Genomic DNA, 23,367 nt, shown 5'->3' on the forward strand with positions numbered 1-23,367 from the left:
TGTCCTAAAGCGCCCGACCTCGCCGGGTAACCCAGCTCTCGCAGAACCCTTTCCATGCAGCCGCCAGCTTCACACCACGGAGCTTCTCGAGGCGCTCGCCCATATGCTCGCGAAATCCGCTTGCGATCATATCGATGTCCCAGCCACCGCCATGGGCCCGGCCGATTGCGAGTAGATCATCGTGGCCAAAACGGATCGACCCGCTGGGGAAGGTTTTATCCTCTGGTTTGGTGAGCGCCTTGGGCGGGGCCGCGACAGCCGCCTGCCCTACTGAGATCGATTCAACCGTGCCATCCCGCCGTTCTCGGCGGCCACCGGAATGACGATCAAGCTCATCGACCGTTTCGATAACCTCCGGCGGGCTCTTCGGCTCGAAGCGGAATTCGATTTCGGCCACCGTTCGACCCTGCCGGATTTCGCGCCACTCGACACGAAAATGGGCCAGCTGATCGATCTCCGCCTTTGCCTTCTCGAGTACTTTGCGGCGCAGCTGCGCGAAGTCGGTGTATACCTCGGGGGGTATCCCCAGAGCGGCCCGGAGCGCTGCCATGTCGCCCCGCCAAGTTGCCTGTCTCCGATGGAGGCGCAACGCGCCAAGCTCATACAACCGCAATGCGTAGTTGGACCTGAAGCCGAGCACTGCCTGCCGGTTCAGGACGGCATAAGTTTCGGACGCCTGGATCATCTTGCGGGCGTCCGGCGTGAACTCCCACTCGATCCAGCCGGCCTCACCACCGTCCTCTTCGGTTTCCTCGCGCGACCGCGAGATCAGCGAGAAACGAAGCGTCGCCTTCTTTCCGCGCCAGGATTTGTCATCGACTGCGAACAGCGTCCGATGAAGCTCCTCCAACATGTCGGTGATTCGCTCGTTACCCTTGTGCCCTCGGCGAATGTCGGCCTTTCGCATCCGGTGTGGCTTGTCTTCCCAAGCATCACCTCCAGCCGTCAGGATCATGAGCGCAAGCAAACGAGACGCTGTCAGGCTCAGCGATTCGCCTTTGACGAACTTAACTTCGATAATGTTGCCAGGCTTAGCGAATTCATCGCCGCCTTTTGCTCGCAAAGCCGCAGCCACGCGCATAGCTCGTCCAGGCGAGACTTCGTCGATTGCTGGTTCGACTTCTTCAGCTAATTGGCCTGCTTCGGATTCCATGCCATAGTACGATCGAAACTGAGTCTTCGGAAACTGTTTGCTGCCTGACCTGACCCTTCGCGTCAAGTCAGGTCAGGATAGATCTTCAACGACAGCCCCCATGCGGTCAGGATAGATTCCCGTCCCCGGACCCAAGAAAACGAGGAGATCCACCGAGTCGCGGATCGAGCTCCCGGAGCGACAGAAAACAGCCGTTCCGCCCCGCTCAGCGGGTGTATTAGACCAAAAACCGCTCGGGATCGGTTCGGGATGGTGCGCGATGCGTCTTCCCCCAAGAGGTCAGGGTTACCCCAACGGGTCAGGTATCCTCCCCCGCGAGGACAGGCTTCAGCCCCCGCGAGGTCAGGCAAACTCCCCCGTCAAGTCAGGTAAAACCGAATAATCGATTGAAACCAAATGGCTTTTCGAGCCTGAATCTGAATCAATTTGAATTATGAATCCTTCCGCTGCGAGCAGCGGCGTATTTAAAAATGATTCTTTCGAAGAAGACTGCCGATTCGCGCCAGGCACTCGGGCGCATAAAACTGCACCATGGGCGACGACAAAGAGAGAGGGGAGGGGGGCCGAGCTGGTAAGCAGGAGGTACAACCATGCCGCTTACAGCCAAACGGCCTTCCCAAGAACTGGTCAACATCGTCGGAGCACTCGGGGGCACCTGGAGCGGCTATGTCGCGATGTGCCGATGCCCAGCCCACGCCGACAGCGATCCAAGCCTTTCCATCCGCCAAGGTGACCGATCCATCCTGGTCACGTGCTTTGCGGGCTGCGCACGTGAAGACGTGTTGCGCGAACTTGGCCGCATCAGACCAGGGCAAAGCTATGCGTATCCAGCACTCGAGCAACCCAGCCGTTCGGCGAATGTCGAGCGCATCTGGGATCAGGGAGTCGAAATCCCCGGCAGCCTCGCTGAGCGTTATCTGGCGCATCGTAATTTACTCCCGCCGCCGCCAGACGTCCGCTTTCATCGACGCTGCCCCTATCTTCCGCGCCCGAAGACCGTCTTCCTGCCGGCGCTTCTCATTGCTGTCCGGGAAACAAGGAAGCTCACGGCGATCCAGCGAATATTCCTTGAGCCCGACGGCACCGGCTACATCCGCAAAGTCATGCTCGGGTCGCCGGGTGCCGGGGCTTGGCGGGGCAGGGCAGGGGGGCCGATCCTCGCAATCGGCGAGGGCTTTGAAACCGCCGAGGCGTTCACCCGACTGAACGACATCCCCTGCTGGGCTTCGTTAGGCGCCCGTCGCCTCGACCAGCTCGTGATCCCGGAGCACGTCACCACCCTCCTGATCGCCGAAGACAATGACGCCGAGGGACGACGCGCCGCGGACAACGCGGTTCGGCACTATGCACGGCCAGGCCTCGCGATACGCCGCGCACCACCGCCGCCGAAGTTCAAGGATTGGGCCAAGGCGCTCGACGCTCAAGTGCAGTCGATGCGAACCTGGGGCGCCGCGAGGCGGTCGAGAGGGGAGGGGGATCGAGAGTGTGATGCTGCCGAGGGTGCAGCCACGCAGGAGAACCCAGATGACCGACCTCTTCAAAGCGGCTGATCATGCCGACCGGCAAGCCGCGCGCCAACTCCTCACATCGTTGTCCTCGGACACGCCGCTCACCCGCCGGCAGCTCAATGAAGCTATGGTGTCGGCCTTTGGCGGGTCGGATGCCGAGGGCCGCTGGACCCAGCGCGAGAGCTTCGAAGTCCTCGAACACGCCCTTGCCCTCCACATCCGCGCATCGGGCTCTTCGCTTTCGTCGTTTTGCGAGGTCTTACCGATGATCGAACTCGCGGGCCGGCTTCCGACGCAAACCGTCCGCAGTGAAGACCAGATCGAGTGGCAGCAATTCTCGACACCCGTCGACATCGCCGCCGTCGCGGTGCTGCTCGCCAACGTCCAGTCCGACGACGTCATTCTGGAGCCCAGCGCCGGCAATGGCCTCCTTGTAGCGCACCTTACTGCGCACCGATCGCTGCACCTGAACGAACTCGACCCGGTACGCCGTGGCCGACTCGCTGAGGTGTTCCCGACGGCCATCGTCACCGGCCATGATGGCGCCACGCTAAACTCCTCCCTCGGCGACACCGAGCGCCCGACGCTCATATTGATGAACCCGCCATTCTCGCGCTCGCTTGGTAGAGGGGCCGACGACTATGCCGCAGTCCGCCATTTGCAGGCTGCGCTCCGCCGTCTGCTACCAGGTGGCCGCCTTGTCGCGATCATGCCGGACTGGTTCGGGCCGAGCGCAAGAATGCGCGACCAGTATGAGACCGTGCTCCGCGACGTTACGGTGAGAACCACAATCCGGCTCGAGAAGTGCTATTTGAAGCACGGCACGTCGATCGCCATCAGGCTGTTCGTGATCGACAAGCTGCCGGGCAAGGCACCGCCGGCGATCATCCAGCGTTCGTCCGTGGCCGAATTGCTCGATGCGCTCGCGATTGCCGAGCGCGCGCCATCGCGCGCCGACCTGCCCGCCACCCTTCCGAAGCGTGCGACCGGTGTGTCGATGTTCCGGGCGATCAAAAGCAGCCGACCCGCACCACGCGCCTACCATGCACCCGTGCGCAACGACGTGTTGCCGGTCGATTACGCCAAGCTCGAGACGCCTGCCCCTCTTCTTGACCAGACTGGCGTCTACCTACCGTACCGCCCGAGCCGGATCGTCTTCGACAAAGCCGGCGAGCACCCGACCGCGCTGGTCGAATCCGTCGCGATGGGATCGATCCCGGCGCCGATCCCGGACTATGTGCCGCGGCTGCCAGAACGCACTGTCGCTGAGCGATTGCTGTCGGCATCGCAGCTCGAGACCGTCGTCTATGCCGGTCACGCCTGGTCGCAGATCATTCCCGGCCGTTTCAAGCCCGATAAGGAGGGCGTTGGCCTCACGCTGGCCGAAGATGGCGACGCGTATCGTAAGGGTTTCTTCCTGGGCGACGGGACCGGCGCCGGCAAAGGCCGCCAGATCGCGGCGTGTATACTCGACAACTGGCTGCAGGGCCGTCGCCGCAATATCTGGGTGACGAAGAACGTTCCCCTGCTCGAAGATGCGCGTCGCGACTGGACCGCGCTTGGTGGCCTCAACGGAGACATCCAGCCCCTTTCGAACTGGAAGATCGATGAGCCGATCAAGCTCGATCGGGGCGTTTTGCTCGTCACCTATCCAACACTGCGTTCTCTTCGCGGTGACCATAGCCGGCTCAAGCAGATCACCGACTGGGCCGGCGCAGATTTCGACGGCGTCATCGCCTTCGACGAGGCTCATGAGATGGGCGGCGTGGCGGGCGGGGAGGGGGCTCTCGGTGCGAAAGAGGGCTCGCAGCAGGGTATCTGCGGCGTGCTGCTTCAGAACTACCTGCCGAACGCTCGCGTCCTATACGCTTCCGCCACTGGTGCTTCGGACATCAACAATCTCGCTTACGCGGTTCGCCTCGGCCTGTGGGGACCAGAAACCGCCTTCGCCGATCGCGAGCAGTTCATCAGCAGCATCCGCCAAGGCGGGATCGCAGCCATGGAACTGGTTGCGCGCGATCTGAAGGCGACCGGTCTGTACATGGCCCGCGCGCTCAGCTTCGCCGGCGTCGAGTATGACATTCTTCAACATGAGCTGACGCCCGCCCAGATCGAGATCTACGACACCTACGCGGACGCTTGGTCAATCATCCACCAGAACATGGAGAAGGCACTGGAGCTGACCGCAGTCGTGGACGGACTGGAGAACGCGACGCTGAACAGCGGCGCCAAGGCCGCGGCACGGTCACGGTTCGAGTCGACCAAACAGCGCTTTTTCGGTCAGGTCCTGCTGTCGATGAAGCTGCCAACGGTCATCGCTGCCGCCAAGCACCACCTCGAGAACGGGCAATCCGTGGTGATGCAACTCGTCACAACCGCCGAATCCATTCTCGACCGGCGTCTCGGTGCGCTCAGTCCAGATGAACGGGCCGACCTCGAAATCGATCTCTCTCCTCGCGAGTATGTCATCGATTATCTCGAGCGCGCTTTCCCGACCCGGCAGATGCGCGTGTTCACCGACGACACAGGCACGCCGCGGTCCATTCCAATGGAGGACGAAGCCGGAAACCCGGTCTACAATCCCGAGGCCGAAGCGGCGCGCGACCTGATGATCGAGCATCTTTGCGCCTTGCCCCCAATCATGTCGGCGCTCGACGGCCTGCTCGAGCATTTCGGACACGACCGCGTTGCCGAAGTGACGGGTCGCACGAAGCGGCTGATCTCGGGCGGCGATGGTCGCCAGAAGCTCGAGACCCGCTCGACCCGGACAAGCCAGGCCGAGGCCGCCGCCTTCATGGAAGGGCGCAAGCGCATGCTGGTCTTCTCGGACGCCGGTGGCACGGGCAGATCTTATCATGCATCAAGGGATGTCGCGAACCAGGAGCAGCGCGTTCACTTACTGCTCGAACCGGGTTGGCGCGCCGATCGCGCGATTCAGGGGCTGGGCCGAACGCACCGCACGCATCAGGCAAGCACACCATTGTTCCGCCCGGTGACCACGAACTGCAAGGGCGAACTCCGCTTCACCAGCACGATCGCGCGTCGGCTCGACAGCCTTGGCGCCCTTACGCGAGGCCAGCGCCAGACCGGCGGACAGAATTTGTTCGATCCCGCCGATAATCTCGAAAGCGAATATGCCTGCGCCGCGCTCGTGAGCTGGTTCCACCTGCTCGTCGGCGGGAAGCTGACCAGTGTCAGCCACGCAGAGTTCGAACAGCGGACCGGTCTTGAGCTTTGTGACAAGGACGGCGTCATGAAGGATGAGCTTCCGCCCATCCAGCGGTGGCTGAACCGCATCCTGGCGCTGCCGATCGGCCTTCAGAACAAGATCTTCGACGAATTCCTCTCTCTCGTCGAAACACGCGTCTCGGCGGCGCGCGAAGCCGGGCGGCTTGATGTCGGTGTCGAGACCATCCTGGTCGACAAGGCGACCCTCATCGATGACACGCTCCTGCGCACCGACCCCGTCAGCGGCGCCACTTCGCATCTGCTTACGATCGAAATCGAGCATCGGCGCGTGCCGGTCTCGCTCGAGCGGATCCTCCATATCGCCGACAGCGATGCCACCGCTCAATTCCTAACCAACACCAAGTCCGGCAAGGTGGCGCTTCAGACCCGGGCACGTACTCTCATGGAGGAGAAGGAAGGGACACCGATCCCGCGGGTCGAGCTGATGCGGCCGACCAGGCGCGAATATATGCGCGAGCACGAATTGTTCGAAAGCGCATGGACCACCATCGACCGGGATGCCTTTTCCGCCAAATGGAGCGAAGAAGCCGAGGACGCGGCGAACAAGGTTGATACCGAGACCGTCCGCCTTGCTACCGGCCTGCTGCTCCCGATTTGGTCCGCTCTGCCGAGCGACCATCTTGTCGTGAACCGCATCGCCGACAAAGCGGGTCATAGCTGGCTCGGCCGGCTTGTCTTCGATGAGCATGTCGTCCAGCTCTTCACCAAGCTGGGCATCGACCGCGCCGAGAACCTGGCGCCGCAGGACATCGTCAAGTCCGCCTTCTCCGGTCGTCCCGTCGACCTTGCCCGACCTTTTCCGATGACCATCCGGCGCGCCCTGGTGAACGGAAGCCCCCGGATCGAACTGGTCGGCGCCCCCTCCCAGCAACTCGCCTGGCTCAAGTCGATCGGCTGCTTCACCGAGGTCATCCAGTATCGTACGCGAGTTTTCCTGCCGACTCCGAACGCGACCACGATTCTTAGCCTTATCATAGCCGGTGGCGCTTGATCAGCGAGGCAATTGTGCCTTCAGCCTGCTTGAGCTTGCCGCACCCTGAAAATGTTCGTCATAAGCGCTGCTCAACCAAATGAGCACGCGTGGGACTCGGTTCGAACGGACCAGTAAAATACTGCGTCTCACACGCGATCAGGCCATCGCATAGTTCCATGATACTCACGACGTAGGATGGTTCGCCGTCATAGGTGATCACAAGTTCTGTCACCCAAAGATCGCCACTGCCGAGCATCCTGCGCACGTCGAAGCGTTTGTTGCTTGGTTGAATGCGCCGACTTTCCTGAATGTGGCGTCGCCCGCGCAGCCGCTCGCCGGACTGGGGATAAAACAGTTCAGCATCCTCGTGATAGATCACATGTTCCGCTTCGAAGTCATTGGCGTCTGACGCCTCCCAATGATGTTGTAGCGCTTCGCGAACGGCCTGATCGTCCATCGTAATTCTCCGATCTGCAGGCGTTGTAACGCGCTTCGGTGTCAGTGCCCATGAAGCGAAGCCCTCGGCCGCCGACGCGCCGTGATCGGCGAAGGCTGCCTGCGGCAACGACCCCCGCGGCCACCCTGGGAGAGAGGTGAGGGGGAGCGGGGATGGTGTCCGGAATGTGCCGGACGCCAGAAGGAGTTACTCCCGTGATCCAGTCCATTAAACTCAGCAAATTGCGGCTTTCGCCCATCAACGTCCGCACCGCCCCCGACGAGCAACTGCAGATCGAACCCATGGCGGCCAGCATCGAAGCCAAGGGCGTGTTGCAGAACTTGCTTGTCACGCCGGCGAAAAAACCGCGAGGCACCTACGAGGTCTTCGACGGCGGCCGGCGCTGGCGCGGACTGCAGCTGCTCGTCGAACGCGGCACGATCGTCGCTGACGACTACGACGTTCCAGTCAAGGTCCTGACCGGCGACGATGCCACGCTGTCCGAAACGTCGACCGCTGCCAACTTCCACCAGCTCAAACTGACGCCCGCCGAGGAATGCCGCGCATTTCAGCATTTCATCGGCTCAACCGGTGATCTCGACGCCGTCGCCAAACGCTTCGGCGTAACCCGTCGCTTCGTCGAGGGGCGGCTGCGGCTGGCGTCGCTGGCTGAACCGATCTTCGCAGCGCTCAGCGCCGGCGAGATCACGCTTGATGTGGCCAAGGCCTATGCTTCGACCGAGAGCCAAGACAAGCAGCTCCTGGTCTGGAACAACTATAAGAATGGCTACGTCAACGCCGACACGATCCGCCGCGTTATCGCCAACGAGACGCTCAAGGCGAATGATCCGATCGCGATCCTGGTCGGCGAGGCCCGTTACATCGAAGCCGGCGGCAAGATCGATGGCGACCTCTTCACCGATGGGAACGACCGCTGGGTCAATCCGGAGATCGCGCATCGACTGGCCGGCGAGATCATGGAGGCCGAGGCCACGCGCGTCGGCGAAGAAACTGGCCTTGCGTGGATCCGGCCAATCGCCAGCAACTATGCGCACAACGCGGCGCACGGCTTGTACCGCGCCATCCTGCGTCAGCCTGACCTGACCGATGAACAGGCACAGCGTCTGACCGAAATCGAAGAGCGGCGCTCCGAACTCGAACTCGAGATGCAGGACGACACCCTTTCCGAGGACGATTTCAAGCTGCTCGACCAGGAAGACGACCGGCTCATCAACGAGGCCGATGCGATCGAGAACCGCGCGCCGGTACTCCCCGAAGAGCTGAAGGCTCATGTCGGTGCGTTCCTGCTTCTGACGCCGCAGGGCGAGATGGTGCTCGATACCCAATATTATAGTGAGCAGCAGATCCTCATCGAGGAGCCGGTCGACGACGATCAAGGCGGCGATGGCGAAGATGGCGAGCGCTCGTCGGGCGGTTTCCGCATCGGCGGGCCCAAACCTTCCGAACCGACCTATCGCCCCGAAGCGGTGGCCCCTGGGGGCAAGCCGCTCAGCTCCCGTCTTTATGACGAACTTGCGATGCAGCGCCGCGACATTCTGGCCTCCTGCATCCTCGCCCAACCCGCGCTCGCGCTCGACTATGCGCTGTTCGTGATGGTCGATGCCCGGACCAAGACGCCTGGCCGCTACAGCTACAACTCGACCAAATACGGCACGACAATCCGCGCCGGCGCGCCGCAGGATCCGAACGTTGGCGACATGCCGACATCGCGGGCCCGCGAATACCTGGCCGAGGCGCATGAAGGCCTCGACGCTGGTTGGACCGAGCACGAAAGTGAGATCGACCGGTTCGAAGGCTTCCGGGCGCTCGACGATGACAGCAAGGCGAACTGGCTGGCTTACATCGTCGCAATCTCGCTCGAGGCGAAACCCGGCATCAGCAACGAGCAGATCCCGCTTCACAATCGGTTGGCCTCTATCCTCGAAATCGACGTCGCCAGCTGGTGGCGCCCGACGTCGGAGAACTTCTTCGACCGGGTGAACAAGGGCAGCATACTCAGCCTGCTCGACGAGGTGGGGGGACCGGCGCTCAGCGGCCGTCATGCCTCGCTCAAGAAGACCGAGATCTCGGCCAGCTGTCAGAAGCTGTTCGCCGGCGACACCATCGTCGAGCCCGAGATCAAGGAAGCGGCGCTCGCCTGGGTGCCCAACGCGATGCGGTTTCTCGAGGGCCAGCCCGAAGAGGGTCTCGTCGACGCGGACGACCTCGATCGCGACGACACCGTTGAAGCCGTCGGCGCCGAGGGCGATATCGCTGCGGATAGCTCGTCGGATGAGGCTGACTCCGCCGACGAGCCCGGATCGGACACATCCGCGGCTGACGAAACGGTGCTCGAGACCGCAGCCTGACACCCTGATGGCGGGGGCGGCAGTCCGCCGCTCCCGTCACTCATCATTTTCATCCAGGGCATCCGCCCGTCGGCGCCCGTGCGCTAGCGGCCCCGCTTGCCCGCTCTCCGGAGCGCATTGTCATGACCGTAAAAGCACGGCCGAGCCGCGATGTCGCGGCCGAGATCACCAATCTCATCATCAATAAGCTCGACGAGGGCGTCCCGCCATGGAGCCGACCCTGGCGTGTGCAGGGAAGCGGCGGGCGGCCGCTCAGACATTGCGGAACGCCCTACACGGGCATCAATACCTTCTACCTATGGGCGATCGGTGATGCCCAAGGTTATCGCTCGCGCTACTGGATGACGTACCGCCAGGCCGAGGCGCTGGGCGGCAATGTGCGCCGTGGCGAGTCCGGCTCGCTCTCGGTCTATTATTCCAGCTTCAAGAAGACCGAAGCGAACCCGATTACCGGCGCCGAGAAGGAGCGGAGCATCCGCTTCCTCCGGCATTACATCGTGTTCAATGCAGACCAGATCGATGGCCTGCCTTCACATTACTACCCACCCGTCGAAGATCCCGCGCCGATCGACCCGTCGGTGCATCAGGCCGAGATCGATCGCTTCTTCGCCGCGATACCGGCGGAAGTGCGACATGGCGGTGACCAGGCCTATTTCGCGCCCACCCTCGACTACATCCAGATGCCGCATCAGCGCACGTTCCGCACGATGGACCATTACGCGTCGGTGCGGGCGCACGAGACCACGCATTGGACTGGCGGCACGAAGCGATTGGCGCGCACCTTCGGCAAGCGCTTCGGTGACAAGGCTTATAGTTTCGAGGAACTCGTCGCCGAGATCGGGAGCGGGCTGGTCTGCGCGCACCTTGGCCTGCCCAATGAGCTTCACGACAGCCATGCCAGCTACGTCGCGCACTGGCTCGGAATCCTCCGCGGCGACAAGACCGCGATCATTCACGCCGCCTCCAAGGCCGAGCAGGCGTTCAACTATATGCTCGCCTTCAGCGATGACCCGAACGCTGCGCACTCTGCCGCAATGGCGCCCGAGGCCGACGAGCCTTTCGCCGCCGCGGTGTGAAGGAGGCCATTATGTCACTCGAAATCAACACGCTCGTCTGTCTCTCGACCGCACATGTCGATCAGGACACGGCGCGCGAGCTAGACGCCCTCATACAGTTCCCGCCGCCGATCGCGGCTCGCGACGTTCTTGCCATCTGGCAGGCTCAGATCGTGGCCGAGCGCTGGCAGGACTATGGGTGGTCCGTCTGGGTGCCGTCGCCCAGCAGCGCTGCAATGCCACCAGCGCTGCGCGCTTGTCTCACACTGGCCGAGGCCGCTGGCGCGACCTGGATCCAGTTCGATCGCGACTGCGAGCCGATCGAGGATCTGCCGACTTACGACTGGTGAAAACCCACAATCTGAGGAGATCATCGATGGGCTGGCTCACAATGTCCCGCTACCATATGGGCGGGCACGCAACCCCAAAAGCATATCTGGACGCGCAGTTCACCTACAGCCGCGATGTCGATGGCGTCATCAAAGGGCTGAAACTGCTTGCCTCGTCTTGTCCACAAAACCGCACCTATTATGCCGCCGCCCAACAGATGGTCGACGGTGTTGGCGGCGACGTCTTCGCGATCGTGTGCAAGGTGATGTGGAACCCTCGAAGCAAGACTGGCGAGCATTTCGGGTACAAGGACATGGATGAATCGATGGGTCCGTGCGAGGACAACTGCCCGGCCCATATTCTCGATCTTCTGACCCCGACCGACAAGGAATATGCGATCGACTGGCGCCGGCGCTGCCGCGCCAACCTTGAACGGCGTACCCGCAAAATCGAAGATGGCGACCGCATCAAGCTGGCCTCGCCGCTCACCTTCACGGACGGCCATGTCGGCGAGGAATTCATCGTCGTAAAGCGCGGGCGACGGCTAAGCTTCCGCGACCCTGAGACCCGCATCGGTTACGCAATTAGCCGCTTCATGCAGCGGGAGTGGACGATCGTGCCGGTCACGAAGGTCCACAAGACGATATTTGCCTGAGGCCGCGCGCCCGGGCCATGATGTCCGTGAAAAGGATTTCGACATGTTTGCCCCAGCACCCCGGCTGTCGCCCAAGCGCTACCTCCTGTGCAGCCGCGAGAATGCGCAGCGTGTCGCGGCTCGGCTGTTCGACGCGCAACCTGGCCGCGTCAGCATCATTCGGACAGGCAACCCGCTGCAGCCGTTTCATGTCTCCACCGCCCCTTCGCGCGACGCGCATGTCGAGGTCGAGATCGTGTCATGATGCGGACGATATTCCTCGCCGCCCTCGCGCTCGCTTCCTGTGGAGCCTCACCTGAAGTCGATAACGATCGGAGCTTCAACGCCCGGGCACGGGCGCTCGATGGTGACACTGTCGCCGTCGACTTCCGCCTCCTCGGCGTTGACGCGTTCGAGCGCCGGCAGCTGTGCGAGCGCCGCGGTGCATGCTGGCAATGCGGCAAGGCCGCGCAGGATTATGCCGCGAACCTGCTCCGGTCGAAGACAGCCCAGATCAGGCTTACCCCTTCGACGACCTATGGTCGGCCGGTGGCGACGGTGACCGTGGGTGGCGCTGATCTCGGCGAACGCCTGATACGCGCCGGTCTCGGTATCCCCGAGGCCCAGTATCTTCGCAGCGATCCCGGCCGTGCCGCCCGCTACGCCACCGCCTTCTCGCTGGCCAAGGCCGCGAAGGCTGGGGCTCTCGCCGGACGGTGGATCGAACCTTCCAAATGGCGGCGAGGAGAGCGTCTCCAGTGCGAGGGACGCTCCCGTTGAGCGTTAGCCTTAGGCCGTAAGCGAGGGATCTGCCCACCAGGACGGACCCTGCTCGAAATCCGCGTCTAGCCTGACGAGCGGGCCATCCGGAGCATCCGCGACATAGGGCTTCGTGAGCGGCATGCACCGACCCTTCATCCGCCGCATCTCGCCGGCCACGCGCCCACGGCGCTCGAGCATATCCTCCAGCCACTCAAGATCGTCGAGCATGTCGACCACCCCTCGGCCAGCGAGACAGAAATAGATGCAGCGCTGAAAATCGTCGGCGCCATCGTTGGCGAGGATCGCGGTCAACTTCCGCTTGGCCGACACGTCCCCCTCGTGCGTCCAGGCGATCGCCTCCCGAAGTTCGCGCACCGAGTAATACGCGTCCTCGACGTCCATGCCGATGGCGGCGTTCGCGAGCATACGACGGGTCGGTCGGTTGTCGGCATCCAAAGCGGCATCGCGCAGGGTAATGTCGAGATCGAACCGGTCGTGGAAAATGGTTTTCTTCATCGCAAGTCTCCAGCACGCGGGAACGTACCGTGAACATGCGCGCCGGTCAAGCCGGTCATGAACCACCGGGGAAGGTCTTCACCATGCAGATCGACATCATCGTCGGGCTCCCGCATCTCAACGAGGGTCCGATCCTCCAACGGGCGCGGACGCTACGCACCACAGCCCTGATTTCAGCGAACGGCCTGTCGCGCTGGTCTGACAAGCGCGGCTGGCGCGAGTGGATCGGCTGGCGGACGACTCAGCTTCGCAACGCAAAGGGGCTGGCTGGGCTCTGCCTGGACTCCGCCGGCTTCGTGGCCGCCTCGCGTTACGGCGGATTCCCCTGGACGATTGCCGATTATGTTGCCCTCGCCGCCGCCCACCCGTTCTTGTGGTGGGCGAGCGCCGACTATTGCGTCGAACCCGAGATCGCAGGCGATCGCGAAGAGGTGACCGACCGCATCTCGCGTACCATACGGGCAAACCGTGATTGCCGGAGACTGGCCGACGATCACGGCATCGCCAATGCGATGATGCCGGTCATCCAAGGCCGAACTCCAAGCGACTATGAGCGCTGTGCTGACGCACTGAGCGGAATCATCGGGCCGTCCGGCTTGCTTGGCGTCGGAAGCATGTGCAGGCGTGACATCCACGGGCCCGAGGGTCTGATCGCCGTGATCGACCATCTCGACCGAGTCCGGCCCGCGGGGGTCCGGCTCCATGCTTTTGGGGTGAAGGGGACGGCGCTGCCGTTCCTTTTGCCATACAGTCACCGCGTCGCGTCGATCGATAGCCAGGCCTATGGCGTCGCTGCCCGACGCGCTGCCATCGGCCGCGCTGTCCCCAAGACGGATGTGCTCGTCGCTGATCATCTGGAACGCTGGGTCGGTGCCCAACGCGCTCGGTTGGCCCGGCGGCCCCACCAGCTTCCTCAGGTTCGGCTCACGCCTCACGATCCTGTGTCAGTCGATCCCTGGGAAGTTGCCATCGCGCAAGCCCGCGAAGAGATCCGCGACCTGATCGAGGCCGGAGAGCTCGACCATGACGAGCTGACCTCCCCGTGGATCGAGCAATGGGCGGCCGACATCTATCGGGACAGGCTCGCAGCCTGAGTGAGGGGAGGGGGAGCAAAGGGCTGACGAGGGGCGGGTCCAAGCCGCTCCCCAGCGCCGAGGAGCCCCCCAATGCTGCAATCCGCCATCACCAATGACCTCCGTCCGCTGATCGGCGAACTCCGGTGAGCGCCCGGTCGACCAAGGCCGAGGTGCGGAACCCAATCCTGACCCTCCCGGCCGTAGCGCGTCTACGGGCGCTTAGCCCCGAGGCGCGCGTCGCACTCCAGGAGATCCTGCTCGACATCCAGCACGATGCGCGCCTGCGCGCCGAAAAGAGCTGGCGAAGCCGCAAACCGCCGGTCGCGGCCTACTGGGCTGCCTGTGGCGTCTACGCCGGACACATAGCGCGCACGATCGGACCGGGCCCCGCCCGAGGGCTTCGTGCGGGAGGCATCCCATTATCAAACGAGGGGTCCATCACATGCTGATCGAACTGCGCAAGCTCCGGATCATCAAGGCGCTCTCGGAAGAGACGCCCTGCTACACTGCGGAAATATGGATCGACGGCGCGCTCGCCTTCCATGCCAGCAATCGCGGTCATGGCGGTGCCGACGATTATCGTCAGGTCGGCGCAATCACCGAAGCCGAAGCCAACAGCTGGCTCCGCGCCAATAGACCGCAGCGCTCGTCCCACGGCATGACGTTCGACCCCGATCTGGAGCATGAGGTCGCAACGCTGATGGACCAGGCCGAGCAGCACGCCCTGCTCCAGCGTCGCCTGCGAACCCACATCGTCACGATCGAGGACGGAGCTGTCTACACCTACCCAATGAAGGGCCGACCCGCCGCTGTGATCGCAGCCGCTGTTCGTGCGAAAAAACCGAACATCGAGATCGTCAACGAGACCGGTCAAGCCGGGCTGACGCGTGCCGTCCAGCTCATGCTCGCGGCCGCACGGGACGCCGAAGACCCGTGACGGGCAAAGGCGCGGCTTTGCTGGCCGGGGGCCAGCGATCCCGCGGAAGAGAGGAGGGGGAGGGAACGGGCGAGCGGATTTGCGCTCGAGACCGGAGGGCCACCCCATGCATTACGATGTCGCCATGCGCCACCAGCAGGCGCTCGACCCGAGCGCGCTGACCACCATCGCCACGACGCTCCACGCGATCGAAGCCGCCATCACCGATTGCCGCAATGCCGGCAAGGACAGCGAAACCGATCCGGCTGTTGTCCTCCTCGCGCGGCATCTGGGCACGGTCTGCGCGCGCGCCGCGGACGACACGGTCCTGCGTCGGACGTGCCTTGATGAAATCGCCGACATCCGGCGGCACCCCGCCCTGCGCACGCTCGCCTATCGGGGCGTCAGCTATGATGAGGCGGCCAAGCGCGTCTTCCATGCCGAAGGCCGCGCCGCCATGCGGCGCCTGGCCGAGGCCCTGGAACTTGACGACGGAAGCTTCGACATCCGTTCGAACAAGGCGGGACCCGCGATCTCGGGCGAAATCACGCTCCACGGCGACGAAGTCTGGGTGCAGCTCTCGCTCAGCTGCATGGGACCCGACCACGAAGTCCTGTTTCGACACGTGCGCGACCGGAGCGATCATATCGGTGATCGCAATCGGTGGGCCTCGATCAATGAACTGCTCGCGCCCGATCGCTTCGCTGCGCGAATCCGCCGCGAATTGCGCCTCACTGCTCCTGCCGGCCAATCCGCGCGCCTCTTTGCCTGATCCAGTGACCAGGAGAATGCCAATGTCTGACCTCCCTTTGGCGCGGCCCGGTCGGCCAATGCCGCCGCCCCTGCCGGGCCTGCCTGAACTCGCCATCGGCCCGGAGATCATCGGTGCCATCCAGCGCGACGCATGGATCGTCTTCAACCTCTCGGGCGGCAAGGACTCGAGTGCGGCCATGTTCACGGTCAATCTCCTCCTCGATCGTCTTGGTCATCCTCGCGCGCGACGTATGGCGATCCACGCCGATCTTGGTCGAGCCGAATGGGCCTCCACGCCGGCAACGATCGAGCGCATCGCGGCGCAGGCCGGTATGCAGCTGACCGTCGTCCGTCGTGCCGCCGGCGATCTCGTGGACCGCTGGATCCAGCGGTTCGAGAATGCCAAGCGTCGCTACGCGGCACTCGAGACATATAACCTCATCGGTCCCTGGTCGTCCGCCTCGCTGCGCTTCTGCCAGTCAGAGATGAAAGCGGCCGTGATCGGGCCTGCGATCGCGCGGATCCTGTCGGGAGAACGGATTATCTCGGTGCTTGGCCTGCGCCGCGACGAAAGCCACACCCGCGCAGCGATTCCAGCGGCGAAGGCCGATCAGCGTTACGCCAAGGCCGGGAACCGGCGGGGCACGGTCATGTTGCTTTGGAATCCGCTGGCTGACTGGACGGCGGACGACGTGTACCGCGCGCATGACCAACTCGGCATTCCGTTGCACGAGGCCTATACCATTTGGGGCTCGACGCGCTTGTCGTGTCGCTACTGCATCTTTGCGTCGTTGCATGACCTGCAGGCCTCGTCCGCCGCACCGCTGAACCATGAGGTTTATCGGGTGCTGGCGGAGATCGAGGCCCGTTCGACCTTTCCTTTCCAACCGACGCGCTGGCTGGCGGATGTAGCCCCACATTTGTTGGGGACCTCGCTGGCGGCAGACATCGTCCGTGCCAAAGCGGACCAGGCGGAGCGGCGACGGATCGAAGCCGCGATGCCGTCTTCGTTGCGCTACGTTGCCGGTTGGCCGCCGCGCGTGCCAACACGCACCGAGGCCGAGGACATAGCTGCGGCGCGCCGTCCAATCCTCGCGCGGCACTGTCTCGACGACCGCTACCCGTCGGGCGCCACCGTCATGACGCGCTTTGCCGAGCTCATCGAGACGGCGGCACAAAAGAGGGCAGCATGACGACGATCGTCGCCCGCTTTGGCCGGTACATCGTCTCGACCGCCGTCGCCGAAATCCCGCCTCTTGGCTGGCGCTTCTGGACTCTTGCCGGCTTCCCCGGCGATCCGGTCGATCCGCGCCCCTACGCCGGCACACGCTGCCTGCCGCTCGCCCTTGTCGACCTGAACGGCGATGCACGTTGGCTTTGCGCTATGGAGCACGATCGCTCCTTTCGGCTGTTTGCCAGCCACGATCTCTTCCCATGCGCCGATCAGGACGGCGCCGCCGCCTTCGCGGGCGAGATTCTCGCCAACCATGCGCGGCAACCCAAGCTGCTCTGATCGGACCTCGTTATGGACACCACCCGAAGCCAACGCTGGCGGGAGCGTCGCGCGCTGTGGGCGCGCGACCTCACTGTCATTGATCCGAAAGCCTATACCGTCGATGTCGTCGAGCACGGCGTTGCTCGCAAGTTTATCGCAGAGCACCATTATCTCCCAAGCTTTCCCGCCGCGCGGCTCGCCGTTGGCCTATTCGGCCGCAACGCCATGCTCGAAGGCGTCGCCGTGTTCGCCGTGCCCGCGACGGACGCCGTCATCACCCGCCATACCGGTTTCGACGATCCGGGGCGGGGATGCGTGCTCGCCCGTCTCATTCTCACCGATACGGTGCCCCAGAATGGCGAGAGCTTCTTCGTCGCCCGGGCCTTCCGACACCTGCGGCGCGAGCGACCGGGCATCGAGGCCGTGGTCTCTTATAGCGATCCTGGCGCCGGTCATATCGGACGTGTCTATTGTGCTCTGTCGGCGGCGCACCGGGCCGTCACGCGACCGCGTACGGTGCTGCGCGCCAAGGGGGTCACGATTTCGGGTCGAACGCTCTCGAAAATCCGGCTCGGCGAACAGGGTCATGTCGGTGCGGTGGAGCAACTCGTGGCACTGGGTTTGCCTCGGCCGAACCTGTTCGAAGGGCCGACCGCGTGGCTCTGGCGTCTCGAGCGAGACCGCCATCTCATTCGCCACCGGCAGGCGGGTCTCTACGCCTATTGTTTCGAACTGACGCGCGAAGCGCGGCGCCGAGGCCGGGCACTGCCCCGTCTACCCTATCCCAAAGCGCTGCCGCTCACCCAGCCGATGCTGCCGCTCCTTTCGCCGATGGAGATCTGACATGGCCGATATCACGACCTTGCCCCTGATGACGGCCGCCGATGCCGAGAGCATCGGCTTCGCGCGGTTCAACGATGTCCCGACCCTACCGATCGACATCCCCGATGGGAATTTCACGATCAGCGCGAAGACCACCGATGGACGACGCATCACCTTTTTCTTCGGGGAGCATCGCACCGATGCCCCTCCGAGTTTCGTCGATATCCAATTCCATGATCATGGCGCCACCATACCGAACGCCGACGGCGGTCGATCGCCGGTGTTCGACATGCTGACCATCGGCCTGCGCGGGCGGCAGGTATTCGACAGCCGCAAGAGCGCCATCGACGACAAACCTTCGATCGCCGTGATCCTCATCGGCGAGCCGCGCCCGTCTGGTTCACCCGCTGGGGACGACTAGCCATGGCTGTTTATGTCGCGCGTTATACACGCCTTCACCCATGCTTGTGGGCGCCTTACTCGATCACGGCGTATCCGCACGGATTCCACAATTGGCCAGACGGGCTCGCCGATCCGGTCTGGACGCCTAATGCTCGCATAGTAACCTCAGCGGGTGCAGCATCCAGGCCGCTCGCCGATTGCGCAACGCTCGATGCCGCCATCGAAGAATGCTGGGTCCATTTCGCGACTCTCGATCAGGAGCTCCAACCGTGCTGAGCGCATCTCAGCGCCCATGCGCGCCAAGAAAGAGGAGAGGGATTTCGACGACGCGCGGCGGTACGCCGCTCTTCAAGAAAGGAACGCTTGATGCGGATTGTACGCGGCGACTTGCTCCACCTTGCCCGTCAGGGCGATTTCGATGTCATCATCCACGGGTGCAACTGCCAGTGCGCGATGGGCAAGGGCATCGCGCTCGCCATCAAGCAGCAGTTTCCGGCAGCCTACGCGGCCGATCTCGCAACGGCGAAAGGCAGCGCCGCCAAGCTAGGAACCTATTCGTCGGCCTCCCTCGAAACCGACGCCGGCACGCTTACCATCGTCAACGCCTACACGCAGTTTCACTGGAACGGGCCGGGCGTGAAGGTCGACTATGACGCGATCCACCGTGTCATGCGCGCGATCGCGCATGACTTCGCCACTGCTCGGATCGGCTATCCGAAAATCGGCGCTGGTCTGGCCGGCGGCGACTGGTCGGTCATCAGCGCGATCTTCGACACCGAGCTGGAAGGCCTGGATCACACCTATGTCGATTTCGCCGGCTGAAGCGCCGGACTGAGGGGAGGGGGGCCGAAAGGCAGGCGCATTGCCACCTTTAAAGCCCGAGGCCTTACGATGTCATTCCTTCCGACCGCCCTGCAGAGGCAGGCCGACTATCTCAACATCGCCGAACCGCCGCCGGTCGTTCTTGCATATGGCATCGGTGTTGATTCCACAGCGTTGCTCATCGAACTCGAAGCGCGCGGCGAAGCCCCCGATCTCGTGCTGACCGCCGATCCGGGCGCCGAGAAGCCCGCAACCTACGAGTACCAGAAGCTCATCGCATCGTGGATGGCGGCGCGGCAGATTCGGTACGAGGTGGTTCGCTACGTGCCGCGGCGCTTCAAGCACTGGCCACCTTATTATTCGATCCTCGAAAACGTCCTTACCAATGCGACGCTGCCAAGCATCAGCCTGGGTCGGCACAGTTGTTCGCTCAAATGGAAGGTCGCGCCACAGGACGCCTTCCTCAAGCGATGGGCGCCGGCCCAAGCCGCGTGGGCGCGCGGGCATAAGGTCACACGCCTGATCGGTTATGACGCATCTCCTGCGGATACGCGCCGCTATGCCCATGCCTCAGCGATCGACGACCCGCTTTTCGATTGTCGCTATCCGCTGCGCGAGTGGCGCTGGACGCGCGACCATTGCACCGCTCGCATCGAAGCGGCCGGTCTGCCGGTCCCGCCCAAATCGAGCTGCTTTTTCTGCGGCGCGATCCGGCCCGATGAGGTGCGTGCGTTGCCGCAATGGTGCCTGCGCCTGATCGTCCTCATCGAGGCGCGGGCCGAACCGCGCCTTCGCACCGTCGAAGGTCTCTGGCGCCGGTCGACCAAAACCAAACCCGGCAGGATCACCGATTTCATTCGCGCGGAGCGCCTTCTTCCCGAGGCCGAGATCGATGCGATCCGCCGCGACGCACCGACCGAGCTTGTCCGCTTCCAGGACGCCGCCGGCCTCGTGCCAATGAGCGAGCGTCCGACGATGGAGGAATGGCTCGAGAGCTTCAACGCTGGCCGGATGGAGGCAGCATGACCGACCGAATGTCACGGATCGCCGCGCTCAACGACCGTTGCCGCCAGGGTCTGGATCCGACCGGCCGCATCGTCATAACCGCCGCCTGTCTCGCGACCTTCGCAGGGGAGGGGGGCAAGGTTGCTCAGATTTTGGCCCAGGCCGAGTTGATGGCCGCAATCCGTCGGTACGTCTTCAGACCCGAAGATTGCCGCGAGCGGGCGCGAGGCGACCTCGTCGTCGCCGGCCACGCCGTCCGCTTCACGATCGATTATTATGACCTGACGCTCGAATGGGGGTCCGAGGACCCGGCTGACCCGCTGGTCACGGTGAGGGTCATGACGATCATGCTCCCCAGCGACGACTGAGCGTCGCGCAAATTTCCGACACCCAATCCGGAGACCAGCCATGCGGCGGATTACACCGGCCGGGCCCGAACATGGGCAGGCGATAGCAATAGCAGTTGAGCGTCTGCGCGAAGCCCGTACTCTGCTCCGGCAGGCCGGCGCGCGTCAGGCAGCCTCGGCGGCCGGCAAGGCGATCAGCAGCGCCGAGGGTGCTGCTCGCCACGTGCAACACAGGATCCGAAGGACGACCCAATGAGCCGGCATGACCTTCAGCCCAAGGCCGACCAGCCGCATGTCGTGCGCGCGACCGTCGGTTGGGACCGCCCATTGCAGACGTTCTTCGCACAGGTGTTCTTCCGCACCGAAGACGAGCCGGATGAAGGGGAAGCCCTGATCTGGCTCGGCACCGAACCCGGCGAAATGTTGACGCCCGAGGCCGTGATCGCCGTGGTCGCGCCCCATGTCGAAATGCCCCCTGACCTCGCCGAGAGGCTCGATGCTGAAATGCGTCAGACGACCGGCATGAAAGACGGCCGCCATCAAGCCGCGGCCAAGCGGTCGCTGTTCGGCTCGATCCACTGATCCGCTGACGCTCTCACGCGGCGGACACGCCCCGCAACTCGTCGTCTTCCCCCATCCATCCGCTCCGCCGGCCATCACGGCGGGGCCCATCGTCACGTGCCCAGCGCACCGATGATCTAGGAGCCGTTATGGCAGACCGTGTCTCAGCATCGATCTTCATCGGTGGTTCGCTCTCGGCATCGGCATATGCCGAGCTTGCCGCACTGATCAGCGATGAGGGCCTTTCCACCGAATGGGACGGAGAAGCCTTCGCGCCTGAACATCGCGCCGTCGGCCGACCCCTCAACCTCTACGCGCACGAGGTCGCGTGGGGACGTTTCGGAGAACTCGAAAGCTGGTGCGTCGAGCGACTTGTCCCCTTTGCCAGATGGTCGGGCGGCTATTCCGGCCAGTGGGGCCCCGAGCGTGTCGTTCACCAGGGCGACGGGACACTGACCTCCTACGCGACGACCGAAGACGACATCGTCGTCATCCCGCAGGAGGTGCTCGAAACGCTCGGATCTTTCGAGGCAACCCTCGCACACTTCGCCGCAGTGGATTTCACCGTGCCGCCGCTCGTCGTCGAAGGCGATCTGCCCCAGTTCGGGATATCGACGGAGTCCACCCTGGATGCGGAAGGACTGCCGCATGTCGAATAGCTACTCCGCCTCTGATCGACTTCGCGGTTGCGCCACAGATGCAGACCTATAGCTTCATCGCCCGGAGACTGACGATGACCTCGATTTCGACCGATTATGATGCCGCGCGTGCGGCGCTGACGCGCCTCTTGCCGCTCGCGATGTCCGACACCGGCCAGGCGCGCCGCGTTGCCAACTTCCTGATGGCCTGGTGGAACGGCCCGGACCTGGGCCATTTCGAGATCGCCGATATGTTCGGCCTCGACGTTGCGATCGCCAACGACATCACGACGGTCATCGGCTTTCTCGGTCAGAACGACCGCGGCGCCGTCTATATTGACAGCCTGGGGTTCGCCGAAGAGATGCAGGACATCATCGCGCTGTGGCGCAAGCCGGCAACGCCGCCCACCAACTGACGTCTCCATACGCCCCTGAGACGATCAGGAACGACCCGACGGCGCCGAAGAGGCGTCCGTCGGAGCGGCGCTGGCGCGCCTTACTCGGCCGAACGGCCGAGGAGCTGAGTGGGTGAGAGAGTGTGTTCGGACAAGGGGTTCGAGCAGCACAACTCAAGGAGACTTCCCATGAACATCGGCACCATCACCCAGAACGCCAGCGGCACCTACACCGGCAAGATCTCGACGCTCACCGTTGCGATCGTGATCGCCCTCCGCACCGTCCAGTCCGCCAACCCGCGCGCGCCCAAGTTCGAAATCCTCGCCCTCTCGGCTGCCCGCCAATGGGTCCAGGTCGGCGCGCTGTTCGAGCTGTCCTCCAACTCGACCGGCGAGACCTTCCTCAACGGCAAGATCGAGGATCCGAGCCTCGACAAGCCGCTCTACATCTCGGCGTTCCGCCAGGAGGATGGCTCGTATAACATCGTGTGGTCGCGTCCGACCCGCCGCCGCGATGCCCCCACCGACGCTGCCGCAGCCGACGATGGCCTGCCGCCGCTGCCGGGCGCCGACGAGCCGTCTGCTCCTGCCGGCGGCGACGGTCTGGGTGAATCTTCGGCCGATGGCGCGTTCGGAAGCGAGCCCGCGGCGGCCGGTGGCCGCAAGCGCCGCACGCCCGAAATGGCCGACTGATCGGTCGCCACCCGTCCTCTGACGCGCTTCTTTCCCGGCGCGTAGCTCCTGACAGGGCTCGCTTCGCTCACCTGGCGAAGCGGGTCCTGTTTTTCGTTCGCTCGAATCTGTCATCCTGTCCGGCCGGCGCACTTGCATGCTCGGCAACCATGTATATGTTGATGTATATGCAAAGGAGGCCGTCGTGGCAGCTAATCATCCTCAGGCTTCAGTCTCGCGTGAAGTGAAGCTTTTCCGAAACAACAAAAGCCAGGCGGTGCGTATTCCCGCCGACTTCGAGCTGCCCGGCGACCGAGTGATGATCCACCGCGAAGGCGACCGATTGGTGATAGAGCCGATCAAGCGCAAAAACATCCTCGAGGTGCTCGCGGGCCTCGAGCCGCTCGGACCGGACGACCAGTTCCCCGATATCGACGATACGCTCCTGCCAGCCAGGGCAATCGACCTGTGAGCAAAC

26 protein-coding genes are annotated in these 23,367 nt (G+C 63.7%); 23 read left to right on the forward strand and 3 right to left on the reverse strand.

Annotated elements, in window-relative coordinates; genetic code table 11:
* Positions 1-4 precede the first annotated feature (4 nt).
* The gene (locus tag H4W01_RS18795; protein WP_209612828.1) at positions 5-1,153 is read right to left on the reverse strand and encodes a replication initiation protein; all 1,149 of its coding nucleotides are present in this window, start codon (positions 1,151-1,153) and stop codon (positions 5-7) included.
* A gap of 590 nt (positions 1,154-1,743) precedes the next feature.
* Here H4W01_RS18795 and H4W01_RS18800 point away from each other — a divergent pair.
* Positions 1,744-2,703 carry a DUF7146 domain-containing protein gene (locus H4W01_RS18800; protein ID WP_209612829.1) on the forward strand — a complete coding sequence of 320 codons (960 nt, stop codon included), beginning with the start codon at positions 1,744-1,746 and terminating at the stop codon, positions 2,701-2,703.
* A complete protein-coding gene (locus H4W01_RS18805) occupies positions 2,678-6,901 on the forward strand; it encodes a strawberry notch-like NTP hydrolase domain-containing protein (protein WP_209612830.1) in 4,224 nt (1,407 codons plus the stop codon). The genes H4W01_RS18800 and H4W01_RS18805 overlap by 26 nt, the downstream gene beginning before the upstream one ends.
* 58 nt (positions 6,902-6,959) lie before the next feature.
* Here the strand turns inward: H4W01_RS18805 and H4W01_RS18810 are convergent, their stop codons facing one another.
* Positions 6,960-7,340, reverse strand: a complete 381-nt coding sequence (locus H4W01_RS18810; protein WP_209612831.1) for a nuclear transport factor 2 family protein — start codon at positions 7,338-7,340, stop codon at positions 6,960-6,962.
* Positions 7,341-7,534: 194 nt separating this feature from the next.
* Between H4W01_RS18810 and H4W01_RS18815 the strand changes: the two genes are divergently transcribed.
* From H4W01_RS18815 to H4W01_RS18840, 6 genes are all read left to right on the forward strand, one after another.
* Entirely contained in the window at positions 7,535-9,688 is a 2,154-nt protein-coding gene (locus H4W01_RS18815) for a ParB/RepB/Spo0J family partition protein (protein ID WP_209612832.1), read from the forward strand.
* A 122-nt stretch (positions 9,689-9,810) separates the two neighbouring features.
* Positions 9,811-10,764, forward strand: a complete 954-nt coding sequence (locus H4W01_RS18820) for an ArdC family protein (RefSeq protein WP_209612833.1) — start codon at positions 9,811-9,813, stop codon at positions 10,762-10,764.
* Between the two features lie 11 nt (positions 10,765-10,775).
* On the forward strand, positions 10,776-11,093 hold the full coding sequence (locus H4W01_RS18825) for a DUF5983 family protein (protein ID WP_209612834.1): 318 nt from the start codon (positions 10,776-10,778) through the stop codon (positions 11,091-11,093).
* Positions 11,094-11,119: 26 nt separating this feature from the next.
* Positions 11,120-11,728: a DUF6927 domain-containing protein gene (locus H4W01_RS18830; protein WP_209612835.1), complete on the forward strand. Its 609-nt coding sequence runs from the start codon at positions 11,120-11,122 to the stop codon at positions 11,726-11,728.
* A gap of 43 nt (positions 11,729-11,771) precedes the next feature.
* Complete coding sequence (locus H4W01_RS18835; protein ID WP_209612836.1) at positions 11,772-11,972, forward strand: hypothetical protein; 201 nt, start codon at positions 11,772-11,774, stop codon at positions 11,970-11,972.
* Positions 11,969-12,487, forward strand: coding sequence for a thermonuclease family protein (locus H4W01_RS18840; protein ID WP_209612837.1), 519 nt, complete (start codon positions 11,969-11,971; stop codon positions 12,485-12,487). Before H4W01_RS18835 ends, H4W01_RS18840 begins: the two co-directional genes overlap by 4 nt.
* A 9-nt stretch (positions 12,488-12,496) precedes the next feature.
* Here the strand turns inward: H4W01_RS18840 and H4W01_RS18845 are convergent, their stop codons facing one another.
* A complete protein-coding gene (locus H4W01_RS18845; RefSeq protein ID WP_209612838.1) occupies positions 12,497-12,985 on the reverse strand; it encodes a hypothetical protein in 489 nt (162 codons plus the stop codon).
* An 83-nt stretch (positions 12,986-13,068) separates the two neighbouring features.
* Here H4W01_RS18845 and H4W01_RS18850 point away from each other — a divergent pair, with 83 nt between their 5' ends.
* From H4W01_RS18850 to H4W01_RS18920, 15 genes are all read left to right on the forward strand, one after another.
* The gene (locus H4W01_RS18850) at positions 13,069-14,079 is read left to right on the forward strand and encodes a deazapurine DNA modification protein DpdA family protein (RefSeq protein WP_209613461.1); all 1,011 of its coding nucleotides are present in this window, start codon (positions 13,069-13,071) and stop codon (positions 14,077-14,079) included.
* A 424-nt stretch (positions 14,080-14,503) separates the two neighbouring features.
* Positions 14,504-14,998: a hypothetical protein gene (locus H4W01_RS18855; RefSeq protein ID WP_209612839.1), complete on the forward strand. Its 495-nt coding sequence runs from the start codon at positions 14,504-14,506 to the stop codon at positions 14,996-14,998.
* Between the two features lie 106 nt (positions 14,999-15,104).
* On the forward strand, positions 15,105-15,749 hold the full coding sequence (locus H4W01_RS18860) for a hypothetical protein (RefSeq protein WP_209612840.1): 645 nt from the start codon (positions 15,105-15,107) through the stop codon (positions 15,747-15,749).
* A gap of 22 nt (positions 15,750-15,771) precedes the next feature.
* Positions 15,772-16,923 (forward strand): phosphoadenosine phosphosulfate reductase domain-containing protein, encoded by a 1,152-nt coding sequence (locus tag H4W01_RS18865; protein WP_209612841.1) that lies wholly within the window; start codon positions 15,772-15,774, stop codon positions 16,921-16,923.
* Positions 16,920-17,243 (forward strand): transposase, encoded by a 324-nt coding sequence (locus tag H4W01_RS18870; RefSeq protein WP_209612842.1) that lies wholly within the window; start codon positions 16,920-16,922, stop codon positions 17,241-17,243. The genes H4W01_RS18865 and H4W01_RS18870 overlap by 4 nt, the downstream gene beginning before the upstream one ends.
* Before the next feature lie 12 nt (positions 17,244-17,255).
* On the forward strand, positions 17,256-18,068 hold the full coding sequence (locus tag H4W01_RS18875) for a Mom family adenine methylcarbamoylation protein (RefSeq protein ID WP_209612843.1): 813 nt from the start codon (positions 17,256-17,258) through the stop codon (positions 18,066-18,068).
* 28 nt (positions 18,069-18,096) lie between these two features.
* Entirely contained in the window at positions 18,097-18,468 is a 372-nt protein-coding gene (locus H4W01_RS18880; RefSeq protein WP_334685356.1) for a hypothetical protein, read from the forward strand.
* 347 nt (positions 18,469-18,815) lie between these two features.
* Entirely contained in the window at positions 18,816-19,271 is a 456-nt protein-coding gene (locus H4W01_RS18885) for a macro domain-containing protein (protein ID WP_209612845.1), read from the forward strand.
* Positions 19,272-19,340: 69 nt separating this feature from the next.
* Positions 19,341-20,297 (forward strand): hypothetical protein, encoded by a 957-nt coding sequence (locus H4W01_RS18890; RefSeq protein WP_209612846.1) that lies wholly within the window; start codon positions 19,341-19,343, stop codon positions 20,295-20,297.
* The gene (locus H4W01_RS18895; RefSeq protein WP_126849499.1) at positions 20,294-20,644 is read left to right on the forward strand and encodes a DUF3768 domain-containing protein; all 351 of its coding nucleotides are present in this window, start codon (positions 20,294-20,296) and stop codon (positions 20,642-20,644) included. The genes H4W01_RS18890 and H4W01_RS18895 overlap by 4 nt, the downstream gene beginning before the upstream one ends.
* A 231-nt stretch (positions 20,645-20,875) precedes the next feature.
* Positions 20,876-21,205, forward strand: a complete 330-nt coding sequence (locus tag H4W01_RS18900) for a hypothetical protein (RefSeq protein ID WP_126849498.1) — start codon at positions 20,876-20,878, stop codon at positions 21,203-21,205.
* 128 nt (positions 21,206-21,333) lie between these two features.
* Positions 21,334-21,843 carry a hypothetical protein gene (locus tag H4W01_RS18905; RefSeq protein ID WP_185867740.1) on the forward strand — a complete coding sequence of 170 codons (510 nt, stop codon included), beginning with the start codon at positions 21,334-21,336 and terminating at the stop codon, positions 21,841-21,843.
* 74 nt (positions 21,844-21,917) lie between these two features.
* Positions 21,918-22,238, forward strand: a complete 321-nt coding sequence (locus H4W01_RS18910) for a DUF7673 family protein (RefSeq protein ID WP_126849497.1) — start codon at positions 21,918-21,920, stop codon at positions 22,236-22,238.
* 168 nt (positions 22,239-22,406) lie between these two features.
* Entirely contained in the window at positions 22,407-22,910 is a 504-nt protein-coding gene (locus H4W01_RS18915; RefSeq protein ID WP_126849496.1) for a DUF736 domain-containing protein, read from the forward strand.
* A gap of 136 nt (positions 22,911-23,046) precedes the next feature.
* Positions 23,047-23,361 carry an antitoxin gene (locus H4W01_RS18920; RefSeq protein ID WP_334685357.1) on the forward strand — a complete coding sequence of 105 codons (315 nt, stop codon included), beginning with the start codon at positions 23,047-23,049 and terminating at the stop codon, positions 23,359-23,361.
* Positions 23,362-23,367 lie beyond the last annotated feature (6 nt).

This window comes from Sphingomonas sp. PL20 (assembly GCF_017875905.1).
GTDB classification, from domain to species: Bacteria; Pseudomonadota; Alphaproteobacteria; order Sphingomonadales; family Sphingomonadaceae; genus Sphingomonas; species Sphingomonas echinoides.

What these genes read in the sequence shown, in the direction of transcription:
- H4W01_RS18890 (WP_209612846.1), top strand. Translation starts at nt 19,341, where the DNA reads ATGTCATTCCTTCCGACCGCCCTGCAGAGGCAGGCCGACTATCTCAAC.
- H4W01_RS18820 (WP_209612833.1), top strand. Translation starts at nt 9,811, where the DNA reads ATGACCGTAAAAGCACGGCCGAGCCGCGATGTCGCGGCCGAGATCACC.
- H4W01_RS18885 (WP_209612845.1), top strand. Translation starts at nt 18,816, where the DNA reads ATGCGGATTGTACGCGGCGACTTGCTCCACCTTGCCCGTCAGGGCGAT.
- H4W01_RS18865 (WP_209612841.1), top strand. Translation starts at nt 15,772, where the DNA reads ATGTCTGACCTCCCTTTGGCGCGGCCCGGTCGGCCAATGCCGCCGCCC.
- H4W01_RS18810 (WP_209612831.1), bottom strand. Translation starts at nt 7,340, where the DNA reads ATGGACGATCAGGCCGTTCGCGAAGCGCTACAACATCATTGGGAGGCG.
- H4W01_RS18805 (WP_209612830.1), top strand. Translation starts at nt 2,678, where the DNA reads ATGACCGACCTCTTCAAAGCGGCTGATCATGCCGACCGGCAAGCCGCG.
- H4W01_RS18915 (WP_126849496.1), top strand. Translation starts at nt 22,407, where the DNA reads ATGAACATCGGCACCATCACCCAGAACGCCAGCGGCACCTACACCGGC.
- H4W01_RS18800 (WP_209612829.1), top strand. Translation starts at nt 1,744, where the DNA reads ATGCCGCTTACAGCCAAACGGCCTTCCCAAGAACTGGTCAACATCGTC.
- H4W01_RS18900 (WP_126849498.1), top strand. Translation starts at nt 20,876, where the DNA reads ATGAGCCGGCATGACCTTCAGCCCAAGGCCGACCAGCCGCATGTCGTG.
- H4W01_RS18905 (WP_185867740.1), top strand. Translation starts at nt 21,334, where the DNA reads ATGGCAGACCGTGTCTCAGCATCGATCTTCATCGGTGGTTCGCTCTCG.
- H4W01_RS18795 (WP_209612828.1), bottom strand. Translation starts at nt 1,153, where the DNA reads ATGGAATCCGAAGCAGGCCAATTAGCTGAAGAAGTCGAACCAGCAATC.
- H4W01_RS18920 (WP_334685357.1), top strand. Translation starts at nt 23,047, where the DNA reads ATGCTCGGCAACCATGTATATGTTGATGTATATGCAAAGGAGGCCGTC.
- H4W01_RS18825 (WP_209612834.1), top strand. Translation starts at nt 10,776, where the DNA reads ATGTCACTCGAAATCAACACGCTCGTCTGTCTCTCGACCGCACATGTC.
- H4W01_RS18855 (WP_209612839.1), top strand. Translation starts at nt 14,504, where the DNA reads ATGCTGATCGAACTGCGCAAGCTCCGGATCATCAAGGCGCTCTCGGAA.
- H4W01_RS18880 (WP_334685356.1), top strand. Translation starts at nt 18,097, where the DNA reads ATGACGGCCGCCGATGCCGAGAGCATCGGCTTCGCGCGGTTCAACGAT.
- H4W01_RS18830 (WP_209612835.1), top strand. Translation starts at nt 11,120, where the DNA reads ATGGGCTGGCTCACAATGTCCCGCTACCATATGGGCGGGCACGCAACC.
- H4W01_RS18870 (WP_209612842.1), top strand. Translation starts at nt 16,920, where the DNA reads ATGACGACGATCGTCGCCCGCTTTGGCCGGTACATCGTCTCGACCGCC.
- H4W01_RS18860 (WP_209612840.1), top strand. Translation starts at nt 15,105, where the DNA reads ATGCATTACGATGTCGCCATGCGCCACCAGCAGGCGCTCGACCCGAGC.
- H4W01_RS18845 (WP_209612838.1), bottom strand. Translation starts at nt 12,985, where the DNA reads ATGAAGAAAACCATTTTCCACGACCGGTTCGATCTCGACATTACCCTG.
- H4W01_RS18875 (WP_209612843.1), top strand. Translation starts at nt 17,256, where the DNA reads ATGGACACCACCCGAAGCCAACGCTGGCGGGAGCGTCGCGCGCTGTGG.
- H4W01_RS18910 (WP_126849497.1), top strand. Translation starts at nt 21,918, where the DNA reads ATGACCTCGATTTCGACCGATTATGATGCCGCGCGTGCGGCGCTGACG.
- H4W01_RS18840 (WP_209612837.1), top strand. Translation starts at nt 11,969, where the DNA reads ATGATGCGGACGATATTCCTCGCCGCCCTCGCGCTCGCTTCCTGTGGA.
- H4W01_RS18835 (WP_209612836.1), top strand. Translation starts at nt 11,772, where the DNA reads ATGTTTGCCCCAGCACCCCGGCTGTCGCCCAAGCGCTACCTCCTGTGC.
- H4W01_RS18850 (WP_209613461.1), top strand. Translation starts at nt 13,069, where the DNA reads ATGCAGATCGACATCATCGTCGGGCTCCCGCATCTCAACGAGGGTCCG.
- H4W01_RS18895 (WP_126849499.1), top strand. Translation starts at nt 20,294, where the DNA reads ATGACCGACCGAATGTCACGGATCGCCGCGCTCAACGACCGTTGCCGC.